Genomic DNA, 18,843 nt, shown 5'->3' with positions numbered 1-18,843 from the left:
CACCTGGTTCCACCGACCCCGGACAACGCCGGCCCCGAGGTTCGCGGCCCGTCTCGTCGTTCGGACGCCTGACGGTTGCGAGGAACGAGTGCCCGGCACGGGGCCGAACGACGATACTTCGGGGGCCGCGAACACGCCGGAGCGGAGCGGAGGCCAAAGACACAGCTAAGCTCGAGATGGACAGATGAAGGGGGCCGTGGTGGAGCGCCGCGCGCCGTGCACAAGGGTCAGGGCTGGGAGCTAGCGGTGAAGTTGACAGGGCGGTCGGTCATCGGATCGGTGCGGCGGCTGGTTGCCACCGCACAGAACGGGCTGGAGGTGATCCGGTTCGGCGGGCTGACCCAGGACGTGGAGGCTTCGCCGTACGAGGTCGCCGAACGCAAGCGGATGTACCGGCTGCGCCACTACTTCCCCGATGAGCTCCCCGCCGACGACACGGTCCGTCCCGTCGCGCTGCTCGTCCCGCCCCTGATGGTCAGCGCCGACATCTACGACGTGAACGCCGAGGGCGGCGCGGTCGGCATTTTGAATCGTGCCGGAATCGACTGCTGGGTGCTGGATTTCGGTTCCCCGGCCACCGAGGAGGGCGGCTGGCAGCGCGATCTGGCCGACCACGTCGTCGCACTGAACAGCGCCATCGACACGGTGAACGAGCTGACCGGGCGCGGCGTCCATCTGATGGGCTACTCCCAGGGCGGCATGTTCGCCTACCAGACCGCCGCCTACCGCTACGGCAAGGGTGTGGACAGCATCGTCACCTTCGGCAGCCCGGTCGACATCGTCGCCGGACTGCCTTTCGGACTCCCGCAGGGGCTGGTGTCCGAGGTCGCGGATTTCCTCGCCGATCACGTGCTGACCAGGCTGCCGATCACCGATTCGATGGTTCGGCTGGGTTTCCAGATGCTCGATCCGGTCAAGACCGCCAAGTCCCGGCTGGATTTCCTGCGTCAGCTGCACGACCGGGAGGCGTTACTGCCCAAGGAACGTCAGCGCCGCTTCCTCGAACACGACGGCTGGGTGGGTTATTCCGGGCCCGCCGCTGCCGACCTGCTCAAACAGTTCGTTGCGCACAACCGGATGATGGTGGGCGGCTTCGTGATTCGCGACCGTCCGGTGTCGCTGGCCGAACTCGAATGCCCGATCCTGGCCTTCGTCGGCGAGGTGGACGACATCGGTCAGCCCGCGGCCGTACGCGGCATCGTGCGCGCCGCGCCGAATGCGGAGGTCTACGAGGCATCGGTGGTCGCGGGACATTTCGGGCTCGTCGCGGGCAGCACGGCCACCACCCGGACCTGGCCGCTGGTGCGGGACTGGGTGCACTGGCTCGCCGGGCAGGGCGAACTGCCCGAGGCGATCGCCCCGATGGCCGAACACGTCGAGGTGAATCCGCAGCGGTCGGCGGCGACCCGGGTGGTGCACGCCGCGGGCACGCTGGCCGAGGCGGGCGCCGGGCTGGGCAGTGCGCTGGGCTCGATCGCGAACAGCACGTTGCGCGGTTCGGTCGAGTTGACCGGTGAGGCCGCCCGCGCGCTGCCCCGGCTGACCCGGCTGGGCATGATCCAGCCGCACACCCGGATCTCCTTGGGCCGCTTGCTGACCGAGCAGGCGCGTAGCGCGCCGCTGCGGGATCTGTTCCTGTTCGACGATCGCGTGCACACCAACGAGGCGGTCAGTACCCGAATCGACAGCGTGGTGCGCGGCCTGATCTCGGCGGGTGTGCGACCGGCGAGCCGGGTCGGGGTGCTGATGGAGACCCGGCCCAGCGCCTTGGCCGCGGTGGCCGCGCTCTCGCGCCTGGGTGCTGTCGCGGTGCTGCTGTCGCCGGGTAGTGAGATCGCGCGTGCGGTGGAACTGACCGGCGCGAGCACGATCATCGCCGATCCGGAGAATCTGCGCGACGCCGCCGCGGCGGCCCGCCGGGTCCTCGTACTCGGCGGTGGTGACGCCCGCGGGCTGACGATCCCGCCGGGCGCGGACGTCGTCGACCTCGAGCAGATCGATCCGGCCGAGGTGAGTCTGCCCGGCTGGTATCGCCCGGATCCCGGGCTCGCACGCGAGCTGGCCTTCGTCCTGGTGACCGGCACCGGCGCGAAGCTGGATCTGAAGTACATCACCAACCATCGCTGGGCGCTGTCCGCGTTCGGCACCGCGACGGCGGCGGATCTGGACCGCCGCGACACCGTGTACTGCCTTGCGCCGCTGCACCATTCGTCCGGGTTGCTGGTCAGTCTGGGCGGTGCGGTGGCGGGCGGCAGCCGGATCGCGCTGGCCCGGTCGCTGGATCCGGCCCGGTTCGCCGAGGAGGTGCACCGCTACGGGGTCACGGTGGTCACCTACACCTGGACGATGTTGCGCGATCTGCTCGACGCGGACACCTTCCCCAACGGTCATCCGCATCCGATCCGGCTGTTCATCGGATCGGGTATGCCCGCGGGTCTGTGGCGGCGGACCGTCGAGAGGTTCGCGCCCGCACGGGTGCTGGAGTTCTACGCCTCGATCGAGGGCGATGTGGTGCTGGCCAACGTGGCCGGGACCAAGCTGGGCTGCAAGGGTCGTCCGGTGCCGGGCACCGCGCGGGTCGAGCTGATCTCCTACGATTCGGCGACCGGCCGGATACTCACCGACGCACAGGGGTTCGCGCGTCGCACGGCGGACAACGAGGTGGGTCTGCTGATCGGCAAGGCATCCGAGGCCGTGGACATCTCCCAGGGCGGCCTGCGTGGAGTGTTCACGCCGGGCGATGCGTGGATGCCGACGGAGAATCTGTTCCGCCGCGACAGCGACGGCGACTACTGGCTGATGGATCGCCGCGACACCGTCATCCAGACTCCGCGCGGCCCGGTCTACGCCCAGCCGATCGTGGATGCGCTCAACGACATCAGCGCCGTGGACATGGAGGTCGCGTTCGGATATCCGGCTGCGCCGGGGCGCACACTGGCCGTGGCCGGGGTGAGCGTGCGCGAGGGGCATCGCCTCGAAGCCAAGGACGTCACCGAGGCGCTGCGTGCGCTGGATCCGGCCCGTCGCCCCGATCTGGTCTATCTGGTGGACGAGATTCCCCGCAGTTCGACCTATCGGCCCTCGACCCGCGCCGTGCAGGCGGCGTTCGAACTGCGGTCCGGCCCCACCGTCTGGTACCGCGCCCCCGACGCCGAGACCTACGAACCGCTCAGCGACGCCGTCCTGGCGACCCTCACCTCCTGAGCTGGCCCGCAAGGAGATCCCGGCACGGGTGCCGCCCGGGCCGTCATCGCGCCCCGCGGGCCGCCCGGTAGGTTGTCGGTCATGCCGGAGGAAACCTTGGACCCCACTCTGCTGAGCCTGCTGGCCTGCCCGCAGGACAAGGGCCCGCTGTCGCTGGTCCGCACCGAGGACGGCGCGAGTGTGCTCTACAACCCGCGGCTGCGCCGGGCCTACCCGATCGATGACGGGATTCCGGTGCTGTTGGTGGACGAGGCCCGCGAGGTGGGCGAGGCCGAGCACGAGGCGTTCATCGCCCAGGGCTGAACGCCACTGCCGGACCGTCAGGCGTCCGTGGGCGGCAGGTCCAGATCGCCGGTGAGGTAGCGCTGCAGCGAAGGCCCGACCAGGCGCGCGAGTTCGTCGGCGGTCATCGAGACGATCGGCTCGATGCCGATGATCTTGCGGGCCATGAGCACCCCGCCCATCTGCGCCACCGCCAGTGCCACCCGCGCATACCCGGAACCGGGTGGTGAATCCACCCGGTCGCGAACGTCTCGCAGAATGACCTCGAGGACGAAGCTGCGAACCAGCGCGGCGTCACCACCACCGAGGATGGCGCGGAACGCGGCGATCGCGGAGGCCCCGATGGGTGAGTCCCACACGCCGATCACCGTGCGCACGATCGTTTCCCCGAGCCCGTCGACCGGCGCGGCCGCGATGCGTGCCCGGATGACGTCCGTATCGACCGGCAGATTCACCACGGCCGAGAGCAATTCCTGCTTGGTGCCGAAATAGTGATGCACCAGTGCGGGATCGACTCCCGCGGTGCTCGCGATGGACCGGATGGACGCCTTGTCGAATCCGACCTCCGCGAACCGCGTGCGGGCGGCGTCGAGGATGGCCTCGCGAGTTCCGGACTGTCCGGGACGCCGCCCGCTGCGGCCGGACGCGGCAGTGTCGTCGGGATCGTGCGCGGATACGCTCACCCAGCATCCTCTCCGGCCCGAGCGGGCCCCCGCGTGGCTGCGCTCATGCCGTGCGCCTGCGTAGCGTCGCAGCCCCCAAAGTCAGTGCGACAAGGGCGAATACGGCCACGATACCCAGGTCGCGCCACATCAGCGCGGTCGCCCCGGTATACCGGGACACCTGTTGCAGCGCGTCGACCGCGTAGCTCAGCGGCAGCACGTCGCTGATCACCTCGAGCCAGCGCGGCAGCTGACCACGCGGCACCAGCAATCCGCACAGGAAGAACTGCGGTCCCACGATGAGCGGCATGAACTGCACGGCCTGAAATTCGGTGCGCGCGAACGCACTCGCCAGCAGTCCGAGCGCCACACCCAGTACGGCGTCGACCACCGCGATCAGCAGTACCAGCCAGACACTGCCCGCCGCATGCATGCCCAGCAGCCAGAACGCCACCAGACAGGCGACCGCGGCCTGCACCGTGGCCGCCAGGGAGAACGCCGACCCGTAGCCCGCCAGCAGATCCAGCTTCGACAGCGGAGTGGTCATCAGGCGTTCGAGTGTGCCGGAGGTTCTTTCGCGCTGCATGGCGATCGCGGTGATCAGGAACATCACGATGAACGGCAGGATGCCGAGCATGCTGATCCCGACCCGGTCGAACAGCGTGGGCATGCCCGGCATCGAGGGCATGTCGCGGTACACGAAATACAGCAGCGCCAGCAGCAGCGTCGGCACCAGGACCAGCATGGCCACCGTCCGCCGATCCGCGCGCAACTGCCGCAGGATCCGCCCGGTCGTCGCGGTGTAGCAGATCAAAGGCGTTGTCATGACGGCTCTCCCATTCGGATCAGGGTGAGAAATGCACTCTCCAAGCTGGTTTCGCCGGTTTCCGCGCGCAGCTCGGCGGGGCTGAGCTGGGCCAGCAGATGCCCCTCGCGCATCAGCAGCAGCCGATCGCAGTGTTCGGCCTCGTCCATCACGTGGCTGGACACCAGTAGCGTGCGGCCCTGATCGGCGAGGGTGTGGAACTGCTTCCACAGATCCACGCGCAGTACCGGATCCAGGCCGACGGTCGGCTCGTCCAGCACCAGCAGTTCGGGATCGGCGACCAGCGCGCAGGCCAGCGAGGCGCGGGTGGCCTGGCCGCCGGAGAGCTGACTGCCGCGTTGGCGGGCGTTTTCGGTGAGTCCGACCGCGGCGATGGCTTCGGTGACGTCGTTGCGGGAACGGCCGTACAGCGCGGCGAAGTATCCGACGTTGTCCAGGACGGTCAGATCGTCGTAGATGCTCGGAGCCTGTGTCACATATCCCACGCGCGCTCGCAGCCCCGGCGTCCCGGCCGGTTCGCCGAGCACGCGCACGCTCCCCGCCTCGACCAGTTGGGTGCCGACGACGCTGCGCATGAGCGTGGTCTTCCCGCAGCCGGACGGTCCTAGCAGGCCGGTGATGCAGCCGCGCGGCACGGCCAGCGAAATATCGTGCAGCACTTCGCGATCTCCGCGACGCACTCGCAGGTGCTCCACCTCGATCGCGGGGGATGGATCAGATGCCGTCATGGGTCATCCTCTTATTTCACCGAGTGTTGAATTCATTGTGTGTTGAATTCTGCGCTCGTTTCGCGTGTGACGCAACCCCCACTGCGCCGCGTCCCGGCGTGTCGCCGCATACCCTCTGCACGTGACCAGCGAAACCCCCGATGTGACGGCGCAGGACGAGGTGCAGGGCGGTCAGATGCGCGCCTCGACCCTGGAACTGTTCTTCGACCTCGTCTTCGTCTTCACGATCACCCAGCTGACCCATGTGTTCGGGGAACACCCTGGCTGGCCGGCGCTGGGCCGGGTGGCGTTGATGTTCGGCGTGATCTGGTGGATGTACAGCGGATACGTCTTCCTGACCAACGAGGTCGCGCCGAGCAGCACCATGCGACGCACCTGGCTGCTGGTCGGCATGTTCGGCTTCTTCGTCGTGGCCCTGGCGATTCCGTCCGCGTTCGGCGGCACCGGCGTCGCCTTCGGCGCCGGATACTTCCTGGTGAACTCGGTGCACACCGCGCTGTTCTACGCCAACGGCGGCAGCACCGTGACCCGCGCGGTCATCCACCTGGCCCCGCTGAATCTGACCTCCGCCGGACTGGTCCTGGCCGGCGGTTTCGTGCACGGCTGGCCGCGATATCTGCTGTGGTGCGCGGCGCTGGCCGTGCAGATCGTGACGCCGTATCTGAGCGACACCGGGGGATTCGTGGTGCGTTCGGCGCATTTCGCGGAACGGCACGGGCTGGTGGTCATCGTCGCGATCGGTGAATCGATCGTCGCGATCGGGGCGGCGCTGGCCGGTGCGGACATCACCGTCGGACTGATCCTGACGGTCGCACTCGGACTGGCCCTGGCCTACGTGCTGTGGTGGGCGTACTTCGGCCTGGACGACGAGCGCGGCGAGGCCGCGCTGGGTGCGGTGCCGGGCCCGCGACGGGCCCGATACGCCCTGCTGGCCTACGGCTACTCGCTGTTCCCGCTGTTGATCGGCATCATCGTGGCCGCGGCGGGCATCCGGCTGTGCATCGTGCACGGCGATCGGGCGGTGTCCTGGCCGGCGGCGCTGGCGTTGTCCGGTGGGGTGGCGCTGTATTTCTTCGGCCAGTTCTGTTTCCGCCTGGTGCTCGGCCTGCCGTGGCCGTGGAGCCGGTTGATCGCCGCGCCCGTGGTACTCGCGACCGCGCCACTCGGGGTCGTGTGGGTGGCGTGGGGTCAACTGGCGGTCCTGCTGGTGGTGGCGTTCGGATTCGTGATGACCGACGATTTCCTGAGCCTGCGCAGCGGCGCGACCAGTGCATATCTGACCCCGGCCGGTGCGGTACTGCGCGTCGCCCGCAGACGGCCTTGACCGGGCGCGGGCAGGTGCGCAGCGGAATCATCCGGGCGTCTCCCCGTTCACGCTGGTAACGCGCGTGTCAGTGGTGTGTGGAGATTCCGCCGAAGCGTATCCGGGACGTCGGAGGTTGGTTACGCTCGCACACGAGGATGTTCCTGCCTGATGGCGGTTCGACTACCCGAGCGGTGATCTGTTCGGTCGAAACCTTCTGTGGCAGAAAGGGAGTCCCGTCATGACCCAGGTACACCCCGATCCCGCACTCGCCGTCAAGGAACCCAGCGACGCCACCCGCGCCGCCCAGCTCGACTTCATCGCCGGGCTGCCGTTCGACGACGTTCGCGACCTCGACGATTCCTCGCACGGGTTCGTCGGAACGCTCGATCCGCCGCTGATCAAGCGACCCGACGGCAGCACGCTGTTCGATCTGACCGGCTACGACTTCGTCACCGACGCCTCCGCGCCGCCCAGCGTGAATCCCAGCCTGTGGCGGCACGCGCTGGTCAACAAGCCGCACGGCCTGTTCGAGGTGATGGAGGGGGTGTATCAGCTGCGTGGCCTGGACGTATCCAATATGACCATCATCGAGGGGGACACCGGGATCATCGTCATCGACCCGTTGACGTACATGGAGACCGCGAAGGCCGGTCTCGAACTGTACTTCCGGCATCGTCCGGCCCGCCCCGTCAAGGCCGTGATCTACACGCACAGCCACGCCGACCACTACGGCGGCGTCAAGTCCGTCGTCGACGAAGCCGACGTGCGAGCCGGCCGGACGCAGGTGATCGCACCGGCGGGATTTCTGCGCGAAGCGGTCGCCGAGAACGTCTATGCCGGTAACGCGATGTCCCGCCGGGCCATCTACATGTACGGCTCGGTGCTGTCCCGCGGTCCGCAGGGGCAGCTCAACGCCGGACTCGCCAACGGACTCGCGCACGGTGGGACCGCCTCGCTGATCGCCCCGACCGACACCGTTACCACCACCGGCGACAGCCGCACCGTCGACGGCGTCGAGATGGTCTTCCAGATGGCCCCCGGCACCGAAGCGCCCGCGGAATTCCTCATCCACTTCCCGGCCAAACGCCTGATGTGCGCGGCCGAGGACGCCACCCACACGATGCACAACCTCTACACCCTGCGCGGCGCGCAGGTCCGCGATGCGGCGACCTGGTGGAAGGTGCTCGACGAGACGATCGAGATGTTCGGCGCGGACACCGATGTGGTGATCGCGCAGCACCAGTGGCCGCGCTGGGGCAACGCCGACGTCCTGGAATTCCTCGAACAGCAGCGTGACCTCTACAAATACCTGCACGACCAGTCGCTGCGACTGGCCAATCAGGGCTTCACCATGTCCGAGATCGCCGAGCGGATCGAACTGCCGCCGGGACTGGCCGGGCAGTGGCACTGCCGCGGTTACTACGGCTCGGCCAAGCACAATTCCAAGGCCGTCTACCAGCGGTATCTGGGTTGGTACGACAGCCATCCCGCGCATCTGGATCCGCTGCCGCCCGATGCCTCGGCACCGAAGTACGTCGAGTACATGGGTGGTGCGCAGGCGGTCCTGGAGCGGGCACGCGCCGCCTACGAGGCGGGTGAATATCGTTGGGTGGCAGAGGTTCTCACGCACGTGGTATTCGCCGATCCGCGCAACACCAAGGCCCGCGACCTCCAGGCCGACGCGCTCGAGCAGCTCGGCTATCAGGCCGAGAACGGCACGTGGCGCAACGAATACCTGATGGGCGCAAAGGAATTGCGCGAGGGCGTGCACGATCTCGGCTCGATTCAGCTGGCGGGGCCCGATGTGCTCGCGGCGATGACTCTGGACATGCTGCTGGACTATCTGGGCATCCGCCTCGACGGCCCGGCCGCCTGGCTGCGCCATGCCGCGTTCAACTGGACGTTCGCCGATTTCGACGACGTGGACAAGCATTTCGCGGTCCGGCTCAGCAACGGCACGCTGATCTACACCGCCGAGAAGACCCTGCCCGATCCGGACGCCACCGTGTACTGGGACCGCGAGGCGTTCCAGAACATCATCCTGGGCACGACGACGCTCGATCAGGCCATCGCCTCGGGCTCGGTGCGGGTGGACGGCGATACCGCCGCACTGTCCGGTCTGTTCGAACTGTTCGATACCTTCCCGTTCTGGTTCCCGATCGTCACGCCGTGAGTTCGGCCCTGCGCGGTACTCCCGTCGAGTGCCGCGCAGGGCGTTCGGCGGACTTCCGGCGACTGTGACGGGCGTCACCATCGGTGGTGTCACGAGTGAGTGCGCTGATCTGTCCCATAAACGACAGCGAATCGCACCCCTCGGAGGACATCATGAACGCCACCGCGAATCACGAGATCGTCGTGCTGGGCGCCGGCTACACCGGCCTGCTCGCCACCGTCCGGCTCGCCCACCGGACCCGCCGCGCGAAGGTGCGGATCACCCTGGTCAACCCCTCGGACCGATTCGTCGAACGGCTCCGCATGCATCAGGTCGCCGCCGGTCAGCAGCTGGCCGATCGACGCATCACCGAACTGCTCGACGGCACCGGTGCGCATCTCCACCGCGCGGCGGCGACCGGTATCGATCCCGCCGCCCGGCGGGTCACCCTGTCCGACGGGGCGACCCTGCACTACGACACCCTGGTCTACGCACTCGGCAGCGCCACCGACACCACACAGGTGCCGGGCGTCGGGGATCACGCCTGGACCTTGAACGATCCGGTGCGGGCACACCACTTCTCGGACCGTCTCACCGCACTGGCCCAGGCTCGCGGCGCGGTCACGGTGGTCGGTGGCGGGCTGACCGGAGTCGAGGCCGCGACCGAGATCGCCGAGAGCCACCCGGAGCTGACGGTCACGCTGGTCGCCGCCGCCGAACCCGGCTCGATGATGGGTCCGCGCGCCCGCGCCCATCTGGACCGCGCCTTCGAACGCCTGGGCATCATCCGGCGGACCGGAGTGCAGGTGGACAAGGTGTTGCCCGAGGCGATCCGGTTGAGCACCGGCGAGATGATCGGCTCCGACGTGACCCTGTGGACCGCGGGCGTGCGGGTGCCGGGACTGGCCACCGAGGCCGGAATCGCCACGGAAGCAACAGGTTCGGTGATCACCGATGCGACGTTGCGTTCGGTGTCGCATCCGGAGGTCTACGCGGTCGGCGATGCCGCGAGCGTGCGGCAGCCGTTCGGACGGCTGCACGGCACCTGCCAGAGCGGCATGCCGACCGCCGCCTATGTCGCCGATACGATCTCGCGCCGGCTGCGCGGTCGCAAGGTCCGGCCGTTCCGGTTCGGGTACGTGCATCAGCCGGTGAGTCTGGGGCGGCGCGACGCGGTCATCCAGTTCACCAACGCCGACGACACCCCCAAGCGCTGGTATCTGAAGGGCCGGATCGCGGTGCGCTACAAGGAATCCGTCAGCGCCAGCCCGTGGCCGGTGTTCGGCATGAGCCGGCGGATGACCGTGCCCGTGCAGTTCTCCCGCGGCGGTCGCCGCACCCGGGAGCAGGTATGACCACGCGCCCCCGAAATCCGTCGTTCGCCGCGCGCGATCCGGTAGGCATGACTCCCATGCGGGATCACACACCCCCGGAATCCGAATCCGACCCGTTCGTCGAACATCGACGGCTGCTGTTCGCCACCGCCTATCGGATGCTCGGCACCGTCACCGACGCCGAGGACGTCCTGCAGGACACCTGGATCACCTGGCACGGCGCGGACCGCTCGTCGGTCCGCAACCCCAGGGCATATCTCGTGCGAACGGTGGTCAACCTGGCGCTCAATCGCCTCACCTCCGCACGCGCGACCCGCGAAACCTACGTGGGCCCTTGGCTTCCCGAGCCCGTGCTCACCGAACCGAGTGCCGCCGAGGAGGCCGAGATGGCCGACAACGTCTCGACCGCGATGCTGGTCGTGCTGGAAACGCTGACTCCGGTCGAACGTGCGGTCTTCGTCTTGCGCGAGGTATTCGGCTTCTCCCACGCCGAGATCGCCGGATTCATCGAACGGCCGGAGGCGACCGTCCGGCAGCTCGCGCATCGCGCCCGCGCGCATGTGCAGGCTCGTCGTCCGCGCTGTGACAGCGATGCCGCGGAGCGGCGGGAGATCACCGAGAAGTTCCTGGCCGCCTCCCACGGCGGCGACGTCAACGCGCTGATGGAACTGCTCGCGCCCGAGGTGACACTCTGGAACGACGGCGGCGGCAAGATCACCGCGGCGCGTCGCCCGCTGTACGGACCCGACCATGTCGCGCGCTGGCTGCTGGGGGTGATGGCCAAACCGGTAGCCGCGGGTACGCATCTGGCGCCGGCGACGATCAACGGCGAGCTCGGTCTGCTCGTCCTGTTCGGCGAGATGCCGGTGGGCGCGCTCACCTACGACATTCTCGACGGCCGAATCCTGAACGTGCGTTTCCAGGTGAACCCGGACAAGCTGATCGGCTTGCTCCCCGGGACGGGACAGTAGCAGCCGCAACGGATTTCGCGACGTGTTACCACTGTCACCGATCCGGGGACGAAAGTCCTCGATCGGCGGCCGAAGCTTATGTGAGGGGTGCGTGCGGGTTAATTTCGATCTCCTCCGTCCGGAGGGCGGGTCGGGAATCGCATTGCTGTAGGAGCACACAAATGAAGACTGGATCGAGCCGTATGACGCGTGGTTCCGGAGTCCGCCGATCATTCGCCCGTCGAATCCTTCTGGCGCCCTGGATATTCACCGTCATCGTCGGTGGCGGATCCCTGGTGGGTACACCCATTGCCGCCGCAGCCCCGGCCTTCGTCTCCTGCCCCGTCCAGGACTATCAGAACGTCGACGGCAACTGCGTGCCCCGCCCGGAGGCCAACTCCACCGGTATCCCCGACGGCGCGACCGCGCAGTGCCGCGACGGCGAATACAGCTTCAGCCAGCACCGCAGAGGCACCTGCTCCGGCCACGGCGGCGTCGCCCGCTGGCTGTGATCGAACTGCGAGGGAACATCCGTTCGGCCACAGCGCCAGCACTCGATCGCCGACCGAATCGACCCGGTCTCGCGTACATCTCGTGCACGGATCCGAGGTTGCGCCGTCCACGTCGGTGACGGTCGGTGCAGCTGTGTCGAGAACATGACAGCGGCACTGCCGCGCATGTGGCGGTGGCGTATGCGGGCGACTGCGCTACCCCGATTCCGCGAGAGCAGGTCGGGGGCGCGTACCCGCCGGTGACGGTGATCTGGACAATCGGGTGTTGTGTGTGCGGAGGAACTTGCTGTCCATCCGGTGGCGGCTGCGCGAAGGCTGCTGGGCTCGACGCTGTGGTCCGGCACGGTCGGCGTGCGGATCGTGGAGGTGGAGGCGTACGGCGGTGATCCGGCGGGACCCTGGCCGGATCCGGCGGCGCATTCCGGGCGCGGGCGGACCCCGCGCAGTTCGGTGATGTTCGGTCCGCCCGGGGTGCTGTACGTCTACTTCAGTTACGGCATGCACACCTGCGTGAACGTGACCTGCGGGCCCGACGGCGCCGCCAGCGCCGTGCTGCTGCGCGCGGGTGAGGTGATCGCCGGGCACGAGACCGCGCGTGCCCGGCGACCCGCCGCCCGCACCGACGTCGGTCTGGCCAGGGGGCCGGGCAATTTCGGCAGCGCCCTCGGAATCACCCTGGACGACTACGGAACTCCGCTGTTCGCGCCGGACTCGCACATCCGGCTGGAGCTGATCGCACCGCCGGTCGAACCGGTCGCGATCAGTGCCGGCCCCCGGGTCGGCGTCCGCCTGGAGGCCGACCGGCCGTGGCGGTTCTGGCTGACCGACTCACCCGCGGTGTCCGTCTACCGCCGCAGCCCCCGCGCGCCCCAGGAGGAGACCTCCGCCTGAGGCAGTCGTCGAGATCGTGCCTATGCGGTCGGCATCCGGTCGGCCGCACGGGCTTCACCAGCAGAGATCCGCTGGGCTGCCGCGAGTGCCGCGCGGCAGGAAGCCTCGGCGGGAGAATCGCCGATGCCGAGGGACCACTGGGTGATTGCCTCGGATCGGTATTCGAGATAGGCGATGCGCGCATCCTGCCCGATTCGGTCGGCAGTCTGATGCGTCAGCGAGAGCACCTCCATCGGCAGGCCCGCCTGCGTGGCCACTGTCGCGAGCAGATCGGCCGGGTCCTCGGCCGTGCGCTCGACGACCCGGCCGTCCACCTCGATCTTCAGGCGTACGGCGCTGTCCTCGATGACGAACTGCGACAACCGAATTCGCTCGGGCTCCGGCGCGTACACGGCGGTCAGCAACTCGCGCAACATCGCCGCGGTCACCTCGTCCCCGGTCTCGTCGGTGAGCCGTTGAACGTGCTTGGCGAAGTCGATCTGCAGTCGACGAGGCAGCTCGATGCCGTATCCGGTGTCCAGCAGATAGGCGATACCACCCTTGCCGGACTGCGAATTCACCCGGATCACCGCATCGTAGGAGCGGCCGACATCCGCCGGATCGATCGGCAGATACGGTACCTCCCAAGGGATCTCGCGCTCGGAACGGCCCGCCTTCGCGGCCCGCTCGCGATGCGCGGCGAACCCCTTCTTGATGGCGTCCTGATGGGTTCCCGAGAACGCGGTGTACACCAGATCACCGACATAGGGATGCCGTTCGGGCACAGGCATTCGGGTGCAGTACTCCACCGTGCGCCGAATCCGGTCGATATCGGAGAAGTCGATCATCGGATCGATGCCCTGGGCGTGCAGATTCAGTGCGAGCGTGGCGATGTCGACGTTGCCGGTGCGCTCGCCGTTGCCGAATATGCAGCCCTCGACCCGTTGCGCCCCCGCCAGCACGGCCAGTTCCGCGCAGGCGATGCCGGTGCCGCGATCGTTGTGCGGATGCACCGACAGGATCACCCCGTCCCGCCGGGCCAGATTGCGGTGCATGTACTCGATCTGATCCGCGTACACGTTCGGCGTGGCGACCTCCACGGTGGCGGGCAGATTCAGGATCACCGGCCGCTGCGGCGTGGCATCCCACAGCGTCGTCATCGAATCGCACACCTGCAGAACGAAATCCGGCTCGGTGAGGATGAAGACCTCGGGGGAGAACTCGAATCGGATGTTCTCCCGGTCCCCGGCCAGCTCGAGAATGTCCCGTCCGCCCGCGGTGATCAGCTCCGCCAATTCGGCGCGAGTTCGGCCCAGCACCTGTTCCCGCCAGACCGGCGCGGTCGCGGTGTACATGTGGATCACCACGTCGTTGGCGATGCCCTCGACCGACTCGACGGTGCGTTCGATGAGATCGCGGCGAGCGGGGGTGAATACGACGAGGGTGACGTCCTCGGGCGCGAGATCCGCATCACGGATCAAGCGCACGAAATCGAAATCGGTCTGCGAGGCGCTCGGATAGCCGACCTCGATCTCCTTGTACCCCATGCTGACCATGAGTTCGAAGAATGCGCGTTTGCGTTCGGGATCCATCGGCTCGGCGAGGGCCTGATTGCCGTCGCGCAGGTCGACCGGCACCCACAGCGGGGCCTCGGTGATCCGCGCTGACGGCCACCACCGATCGGTGAGTGGTACCGAAACCCGTTCGTACACATCACGATAGCGATGTGAGGGCATGACGGAGGTGCACTGGCGATTCCAGTGGGGAGACATGAGTTCGGAAGCTTTCGCGTCGGAGGACGACCGGCGCAGCCCAACAACCCGCGGGCAGGGTGCCGGTCGATCAGACCCCGCCGCGGCGAAGGAGGAGAAGCAGGCTCCGGTATCCCATGTGGCATACACTAGAGGGGAATGACTCCTCAGACAAGTAGAGAGGTGAACGGATCTTGGTGCACGTGCAGCGGCATCCGCTGGCCGCGCAGGCGGCGGACCTACTCCTGGACCGGATCCGTGCCGGTGAATGGCGCCTGGGCCACAAACTTCCGGGGGAGACGACCCTGGCCGCCCAGTTGGGCGTCGGCCGGTCGACCCTGCGCGAGGCGATCCGCGAGCTGGCGGGCAAGGGGGTGCTCGAAAGTCGGCAGGGTGCGGGCGTTTTCGTCACGGCGCTGGATGTCACCGAGGAGTGGGACACCGTTCTGCGCCGCACCGACATCGTCACCGTCATCGAGGCGCGCATCGCCATCGAGGCCGAGGGAGCCGCCCTGGCCGCGCGCCGTCGCACCCCCGCCGACCTGCGCGCCATGTGGCGGGCCCTGGCCGCGCGGGCCGAGCGGGGCGAGTCGGTTCCGGATCTGGTCGACGCCGATACGGCCTTCCACCGCACCGTCGTGCTGGCCGCGCACAACGACGTGCTCACCGGAATGTTCGACGCCTTCGTCCCGCGACTGCGGCACGCCATGATCGATATGTTGCGTATCCGCCCGCTGGAAGACGAGCAGGCCGATCACCACGCGCACGAGATCCTGCTCGAGGCCATCCGCTCGCGCGACACCGCCGCTGCCGCCACCGCGAGCCGGGTCCACCTCACCTCCCTGAAGGATGCCTTCGCATAAGGTATTCCGGCGGCCGATGAATTTCCCGGGAACGCCCCGTCCTATCGAGCAAGCGCGCTCGACAGCACACCCGGCAACCCGAAGGACATCGCATGACCGCCATCTCCCAGCCCGCCCCGACCGCCGCCCCCGGCAAGGTTCGCAACCGCATCCTGTGGACCCTGCAGATCGTGCTCGGTCTCTTCTTCATCATCGCCTCCGGCCTGCCCAAACTGCTCGGCGAGGCCACGGCCGTGCACGTGTTCCAGCAGATCGGCTGGGGCCAGTGGTTCCGCTACCTCACCGGTGCGGTGGAGGTCTCCGGCGGCCTCGGCCTGATGATCCCGCGCCTGACCCGCGCCGCCGCAGCGGGCCTGACCATCACCATGATCTGCGCCGCCGCCACCCAGATATTCCTCATGCACGCGCCCGCCACCGCGATCTTCCCGTTGGTCCTGGCCGTCATCTTCGGCTGGATCGTCACCCAGCGCCGTTGACCCGATCACCGAGCCCGCCGCCGATGACCTGCATCGGCGGCGGACTTCGTGGATTGCCCGCCGATCATGTCCGTACTGCTCCGGCGAGCTGACCTGTGTTCTGTCGGCCGGGTTCGCCTCACCCGGCGGTGTCCACGTCGGCCTCGGCAATCGGCTGTTCACTGCCGTTGATCGGACTCGCACCCCGTCTGTGCGCGCCGGGACTGATCCCGTAGCGGCGTTTGAAAGCCGCACCGAGGCTGAACGCGGTGCCGTAACCGACTTGGCGAGCAATGGATTCCACGGTCGCGTCGGTGCCGCGCAGCAGGTCCGCGGCGCGGGCGAGCCGCCATTCGGTGAGGTAGGCGATGGGCGGCTCGCCCACGAGATCGGTGAACCGGCGGGCGAGTGCGGCCCGCGAGACGCCCACGGCCGCGGCCAGGTCGGCGACCGTCCAGTCGGTCGCGGGATTGTGCTCGAGCAGTCGCAGCGCCTGCCCGACCATGGGGTCGGCATAGGCGTGATACCAGCGCGGCGCGCGTTCGCGCGCGAACCAGGCGCGCAGTGCGGCGATCGTGAGCAGATCCAGCAGCCGGTCGAGCAGCGCCGACTGACCGGGTGCGTCACGTCCGGACTCGTCGACGAGCAGACCGAGCAGGCGCGGATCGACCTCGTGACCGTCGAGCACGGCCAGCGGCGGCAGGGCACGCAACAGCCGCTCGCTGACGGTCCCGGCGACCTCGTAGGTGCCGGTGAGCAGCGCGGTCGCGCCGTCGGGGTTGGTGCCCCAGCTTCGAACGCCCAGATCCCATGTCTCGCACAGCAATTCACCATCGGGTGTGGTGGTCGTCTGCCCGGGATGCACGATCGCCTGGGGCGTGGTGTTCGGGTCGTCGGCCACGGTGTAGGCATCGGGGCCACGCAGAATCGCCACCGCCCCGGCGTCGAGCCGAGTGGGCTCGGCATCGTCGGGAACGAGCCACGCCGAACCGCGCGTCACCACGACCACCGTGAGCGGCGCGCGATCGGCGATCCGCAGCGACCACGGCGGATCCAGCAGCGAACGCATGACGAAGGCGCCGCGTGCGCGCGGACCGTCGAGCAGATCGGCGAGTGCGTCCATCCTCCGACAATTGCGGACCAGTCGACGGCGATCAACCCGGCGACGTCCGGGGCAGTCGTCTCGTATTTCGTTCGACCGCGGCCCGGCCCCGGGCGCACACTCGGTGGCGACCTGTCTGCGGGCGAGCCGTGGACGTGCGGAAAGATGGGATGGCGTGAGCGAGCTTGCGAGTGAACCATTGACACAGCGCGCGACGCGCACGCCGGAGCCGAGCGCCAGCGAGGTGGAGGCGTGAGCGTCGACATTATCGATGAACTGACCTGGCGTGGACTGATCGCACAGTCCACCGATCTGGATGCCCTGCGGGCGGAGATCGCGAAGGGCCCCATCACTCTCTATGCGGGTTTCGACCCGACCGCGGCCAGTCTGCACGCAGGCCACCTGGTCCCGCTGCTGACACTCGCCCGTTTCCAACGGGCCGGGAATCGGCCGGTGGTGCTGGCCGGCGGCGCGACCGGCCTGATCGGCGACCCGCGCGATGTCGGCGAGCGAGTGATGAACTCGACCGACACCGTCGCGGAATGGGCCGATCGGATTCGCGGTCAGCTCGAGCGGTTCGTGGACCTGGACGACTCGCCGACGGGCGCGGTCGTCGCGAACAACATGGAGTGGACCGGGCCGCTGTCGACCGTGGACTTCCTGCGCGACGTCGGCAAGCACTTCTCGGTGAACGTCATGCTGGCCCGCGAGACGGTCAAGCGCCGCCTCGACGGCGACGGCATGTCCTACACCGAGTTCAGCTACATGTTGTTGCAGGCCAACGACTTTCTGCAGTTGCGCCGCAACTACGGCTGCACGCTCCAGGTCGGCGGATCCGACCAGTGGGGCAACATCATCGCGGGCGTCGAGCTGAATCGACGCGTCGACGGCGCGCAGGTGCATGCGATGACCACACCGCTGGTGACCTCTGCGGACGGTAAGAAGTTCGGCAAGTCCACCGGTGGCGGCAGTCTGTGGCTCGATCCGGAGATGACCAGCCCGTACGCCTGGTACCAGTACTTCGTGAACACCGGCGACGCCGACGTCATCCGGTACCTGCGCTGGTTCACCTTCCTCGATCGCGAGGAGCTGGCCGAACTCGAACTCGCCACCCAGGAGCGCCCGCACGCCCGCGAGGCGCAGCGCCGCCTCGCCGCGGAGATGACCACCCTGGTGCACGGTGCGGCGAATACCGCCGCGGTCCAGCTCGCCAGCCAGGCACTGTTCGGCCGCGGTGACCTGGCCGAACTGGATTCCTCGACGTTGTCCGCGGCCCTGACCGAGGCCGCGGGGGAGAACCCTGTCGCCGACGTGGCCGACGGGGCCACGATCGTGGATCTGCTCGTGGATTCGGGCCTGTCCGAGAGCCGGGGGGCCGCGCGGCGCGCGGTCAACGACAACGGCGTCTCGGTGAACAACACCCGCATCAGTGACCCGGAGTGGACGCCCGCCACAACCGACTACCTGCACGGACAGTGGTTGGTGCTGCGTCGCGGCAAGAAGAGTTTCGCCGGAGTTCGCCGGGCTGTCCGTTGACCGTCGGCATGACCTGAGTCACAATCGTGTGACTCAGGTCGGCACGGCCCGCAAAGCCGCCGCTCTGACCTGCGCAAACGCTCGCTGTCTTGGGGATTTGACGTTGCGTTATCCACCACGTAACTTATTCCAGGTCAGAGCGACACGGACTCCGACCCGGGCCCCAGGGGCCAGGGAAACGAGGTAGGACGATGAGCGCCTGACGCCATGCGCAACCGATCTTGATCCAGGGCTTGACTCTGGGGTGTCAAGTGGTTAGGCTGGAAAACCTGCCTCCAGAGATGGTCGAGATAAATCGGCCGGATCTTCA

The 18,843-nt window shown here is 68.2% G+C and carries 16 protein-coding genes; 11 read left to right on the top strand and 5 right to left on the bottom strand.

Annotated elements, in window-relative coordinates; translation table 11 throughout:
* The first annotated feature begins 246 nt into the window (after positions 1 to 246).
* Entirely contained in the window at positions 247 to 3,204 is a 2,958-nt protein-coding gene (locus K7711_RS33905; RefSeq protein ID WP_222974656.1) for an AMP-binding protein, read from the top strand.
* Positions 3,205 to 3,285: 81 nt separating this feature from the next.
* Positions 3,286 to 3,507 (top strand): Trm112 family protein, encoded by a 222-nt coding sequence (locus K7711_RS33900; RefSeq protein WP_040821639.1) that lies wholly within the window; start codon positions 3,286 to 3,288, stop codon positions 3,505 to 3,507.
* Between the two features lie 17 nt (positions 3,508 to 3,524).
* Here the strand turns inward: K7711_RS33900 and K7711_RS33895 are convergent, their stop codons facing one another.
* Genes K7711_RS33895 through K7711_RS33885 form a run of 3 tightly spaced genes read right to left on the bottom strand, consistent with a single transcriptional unit; the run spans position 3,525 to position 5,702 of the window.
* Complete coding sequence (locus K7711_RS33895; protein WP_222974654.1) at positions 3,525 to 4,169, bottom strand: TetR/AcrR family transcriptional regulator; 645 nt, start codon at positions 4,167 to 4,169, stop codon at positions 3,525 to 3,527.
* A 43-nt stretch (positions 4,170 to 4,212) separates the two neighbouring features.
* The gene (locus K7711_RS33890; RefSeq protein WP_222974652.1) at positions 4,213 to 4,974 is read right to left on the bottom strand and encodes an ABC transporter permease; all 762 of its coding nucleotides are present in this window, start codon (positions 4,972 to 4,974) and stop codon (positions 4,213 to 4,215) included.
* Positions 4,971 to 5,702, bottom strand: coding sequence for an ABC transporter ATP-binding protein (locus tag K7711_RS33885; RefSeq protein WP_222974650.1), 732 nt, complete (start codon positions 5,700 to 5,702; stop codon positions 4,971 to 4,973). Before K7711_RS33885 ends, K7711_RS33890 begins: the two co-directional genes overlap by 4 nt.
* 121 nt (positions 5,703 to 5,823) lie before the next feature.
* On the opposite strand from K7711_RS33885, the gene K7711_RS33880 reads away from it, so the two are divergent.
* The 6 genes from K7711_RS33880 to K7711_RS33855 all read left to right on the top strand — a co-directional run bounded on the left by K7711_RS33880 (position 5,824) and on the right by K7711_RS33855 (position 12,847).
* Positions 5,824 to 7,026, top strand: a complete 1,203-nt coding sequence (locus K7711_RS33880; protein WP_308015073.1) for a low temperature requirement protein A — start codon at positions 5,824 to 5,826, stop codon at positions 7,024 to 7,026.
* A gap of 220 nt (positions 7,027 to 7,246) precedes the next feature.
* Entirely contained in the window at positions 7,247 to 9,181 is a 1,935-nt protein-coding gene (locus K7711_RS33875; RefSeq protein ID WP_222974648.1) for an alkyl/aryl-sulfatase, read from the top strand.
* 152 nt (positions 9,182 to 9,333) lie between these two features.
* Positions 9,334 to 10,515 carry an NAD(P)/FAD-dependent oxidoreductase gene (locus K7711_RS33870; protein WP_222974646.1) on the top strand — a complete coding sequence of 394 codons (1,182 nt, stop codon included), beginning with the start codon at positions 9,334 to 9,336 and terminating at the stop codon, positions 10,513 to 10,515.
* Between the two features lie 47 nt (positions 10,516 to 10,562).
* Complete coding sequence (locus tag K7711_RS33865) at positions 10,563 to 11,465, top strand: RNA polymerase sigma-70 factor (RefSeq protein WP_222975031.1); 903 nt, start codon at positions 10,563 to 10,565, stop codon at positions 11,463 to 11,465.
* Positions 11,466 to 11,740: 275 nt separating this feature from the next.
* On the top strand, positions 11,741 to 11,956 hold the full coding sequence (locus tag K7711_RS33860) for a DUF3761 domain-containing protein (RefSeq protein ID WP_308015072.1): 216 nt from the start codon (positions 11,741 to 11,743) through the stop codon (positions 11,954 to 11,956).
* 267 nt (positions 11,957 to 12,223) lie between these two features.
* Positions 12,224 to 12,847 (top strand): DNA-3-methyladenine glycosylase, encoded by a 624-nt coding sequence (locus K7711_RS33855; RefSeq protein ID WP_222974644.1) that lies wholly within the window; start codon positions 12,224 to 12,226, stop codon positions 12,845 to 12,847.
* A 20-nt stretch (positions 12,848 to 12,867) separates the two neighbouring features.
* Here the strand turns inward: K7711_RS33855 and K7711_RS33850 are convergent, their stop codons facing one another.
* Entirely contained in the window at positions 12,868 to 14,562 is a 1,695-nt protein-coding gene (locus K7711_RS33850; RefSeq protein WP_222974642.1) for a 2-isopropylmalate synthase, read from the bottom strand.
* A 206-nt stretch (positions 14,563 to 14,768) separates the two neighbouring features.
* Here K7711_RS33850 and K7711_RS33845 point away from each other — a divergent pair, with 206 nt between their 5' ends.
* Positions 14,769 to 15,440, top strand: a complete 672-nt coding sequence (locus tag K7711_RS33845) for a FadR/GntR family transcriptional regulator (RefSeq protein ID WP_222975027.1) — start codon at positions 14,769 to 14,771, stop codon at positions 15,438 to 15,440.
* Between the two features lie 92 nt (positions 15,441 to 15,532).
* Positions 15,533 to 15,916: a DoxX family protein gene (locus K7711_RS33840; RefSeq protein ID WP_222974640.1), complete on the top strand. Its 384-nt coding sequence runs from the start codon at positions 15,533 to 15,535 to the stop codon at positions 15,914 to 15,916.
* A gap of 118 nt (positions 15,917 to 16,034) precedes the next feature.
* Here the strand turns inward: K7711_RS33840 and K7711_RS33835 are convergent, their stop codons facing one another.
* Positions 16,035 to 17,018: an AraC family transcriptional regulator gene (locus K7711_RS33835; RefSeq protein WP_222974638.1), complete on the bottom strand. Its 984-nt coding sequence runs from the start codon at positions 17,016 to 17,018 to the stop codon at positions 16,035 to 16,037.
* A gap of 231 nt (positions 17,019 to 17,249) precedes the next feature.
* On the opposite strand from K7711_RS33835, the gene tyrS reads away from it, so the two are divergent.
* Complete coding sequence (gene tyrS / locus K7711_RS33830; RefSeq protein ID WP_222974636.1) at positions 17,250 to 18,533, top strand: tyrosine--tRNA ligase; 1,284 nt, start codon at positions 17,250 to 17,252, stop codon at positions 18,531 to 18,533.
* Positions 18,534 to 18,843 lie beyond the last annotated feature (310 nt).

Origin of the sequence: Nocardia coffeae (genome assembly GCF_019890715.1) — a bacterium.
Lineage (GTDB): Bacteria > Actinomycetota > Actinomycetes > Mycobacteriales > Mycobacteriaceae > Nocardia > Nocardia jiangxiensis.
This window is presented reverse-complemented; position numbering and strand designations above follow the sequence as displayed.

Excerpts from the sequence above, each read along its gene's own strand:
- K7711_RS33900 (WP_040821639.1), top strand. The coding sequence starts at position 3,286 with ATGCCGGAGGAAACCTTGGACCCCACTCTGCTGAGCCTGCTGGCCTGC.
- K7711_RS33890 (WP_222974652.1), bottom strand. The coding sequence starts at position 4,974 with ATGACAACGCCTTTGATCTGCTACACCGCGACGACCGGGCGGATCCTG.
- K7711_RS33885 (WP_222974650.1), bottom strand. The coding sequence starts at position 5,702 with ATGACGGCATCTGATCCATCCCCCGCGATCGAGGTGGAGCACCTGCGA.
- K7711_RS33875 (WP_222974648.1), top strand. The coding sequence starts at position 7,247 with ATGACCCAGGTACACCCCGATCCCGCACTCGCCGTCAAGGAACCCAGC.
- K7711_RS33870 (WP_222974646.1), top strand. The coding sequence starts at position 9,334 with ATGAACGCCACCGCGAATCACGAGATCGTCGTGCTGGGCGCCGGCTAC.
- K7711_RS33865 (WP_222975031.1), top strand. The coding sequence starts at position 10,563 with ATGACTCCCATGCGGGATCACACACCCCCGGAATCCGAATCCGACCCG.
- K7711_RS33850 (WP_222974642.1), bottom strand. The coding sequence starts at position 14,562 with ATGCCCTCACATCGCTATCGTGATGTGTACGAACGGGTTTCGGTACCA.
- K7711_RS33840 (WP_222974640.1), top strand. The coding sequence starts at position 15,533 with ATGACCGCCATCTCCCAGCCCGCCCCGACCGCCGCCCCCGGCAAGGTT.
- K7711_RS33835 (WP_222974638.1), bottom strand. The coding sequence starts at position 17,018 with ATGGACGCACTCGCCGATCTGCTCGACGGTCCGCGCGCACGCGGCGCC.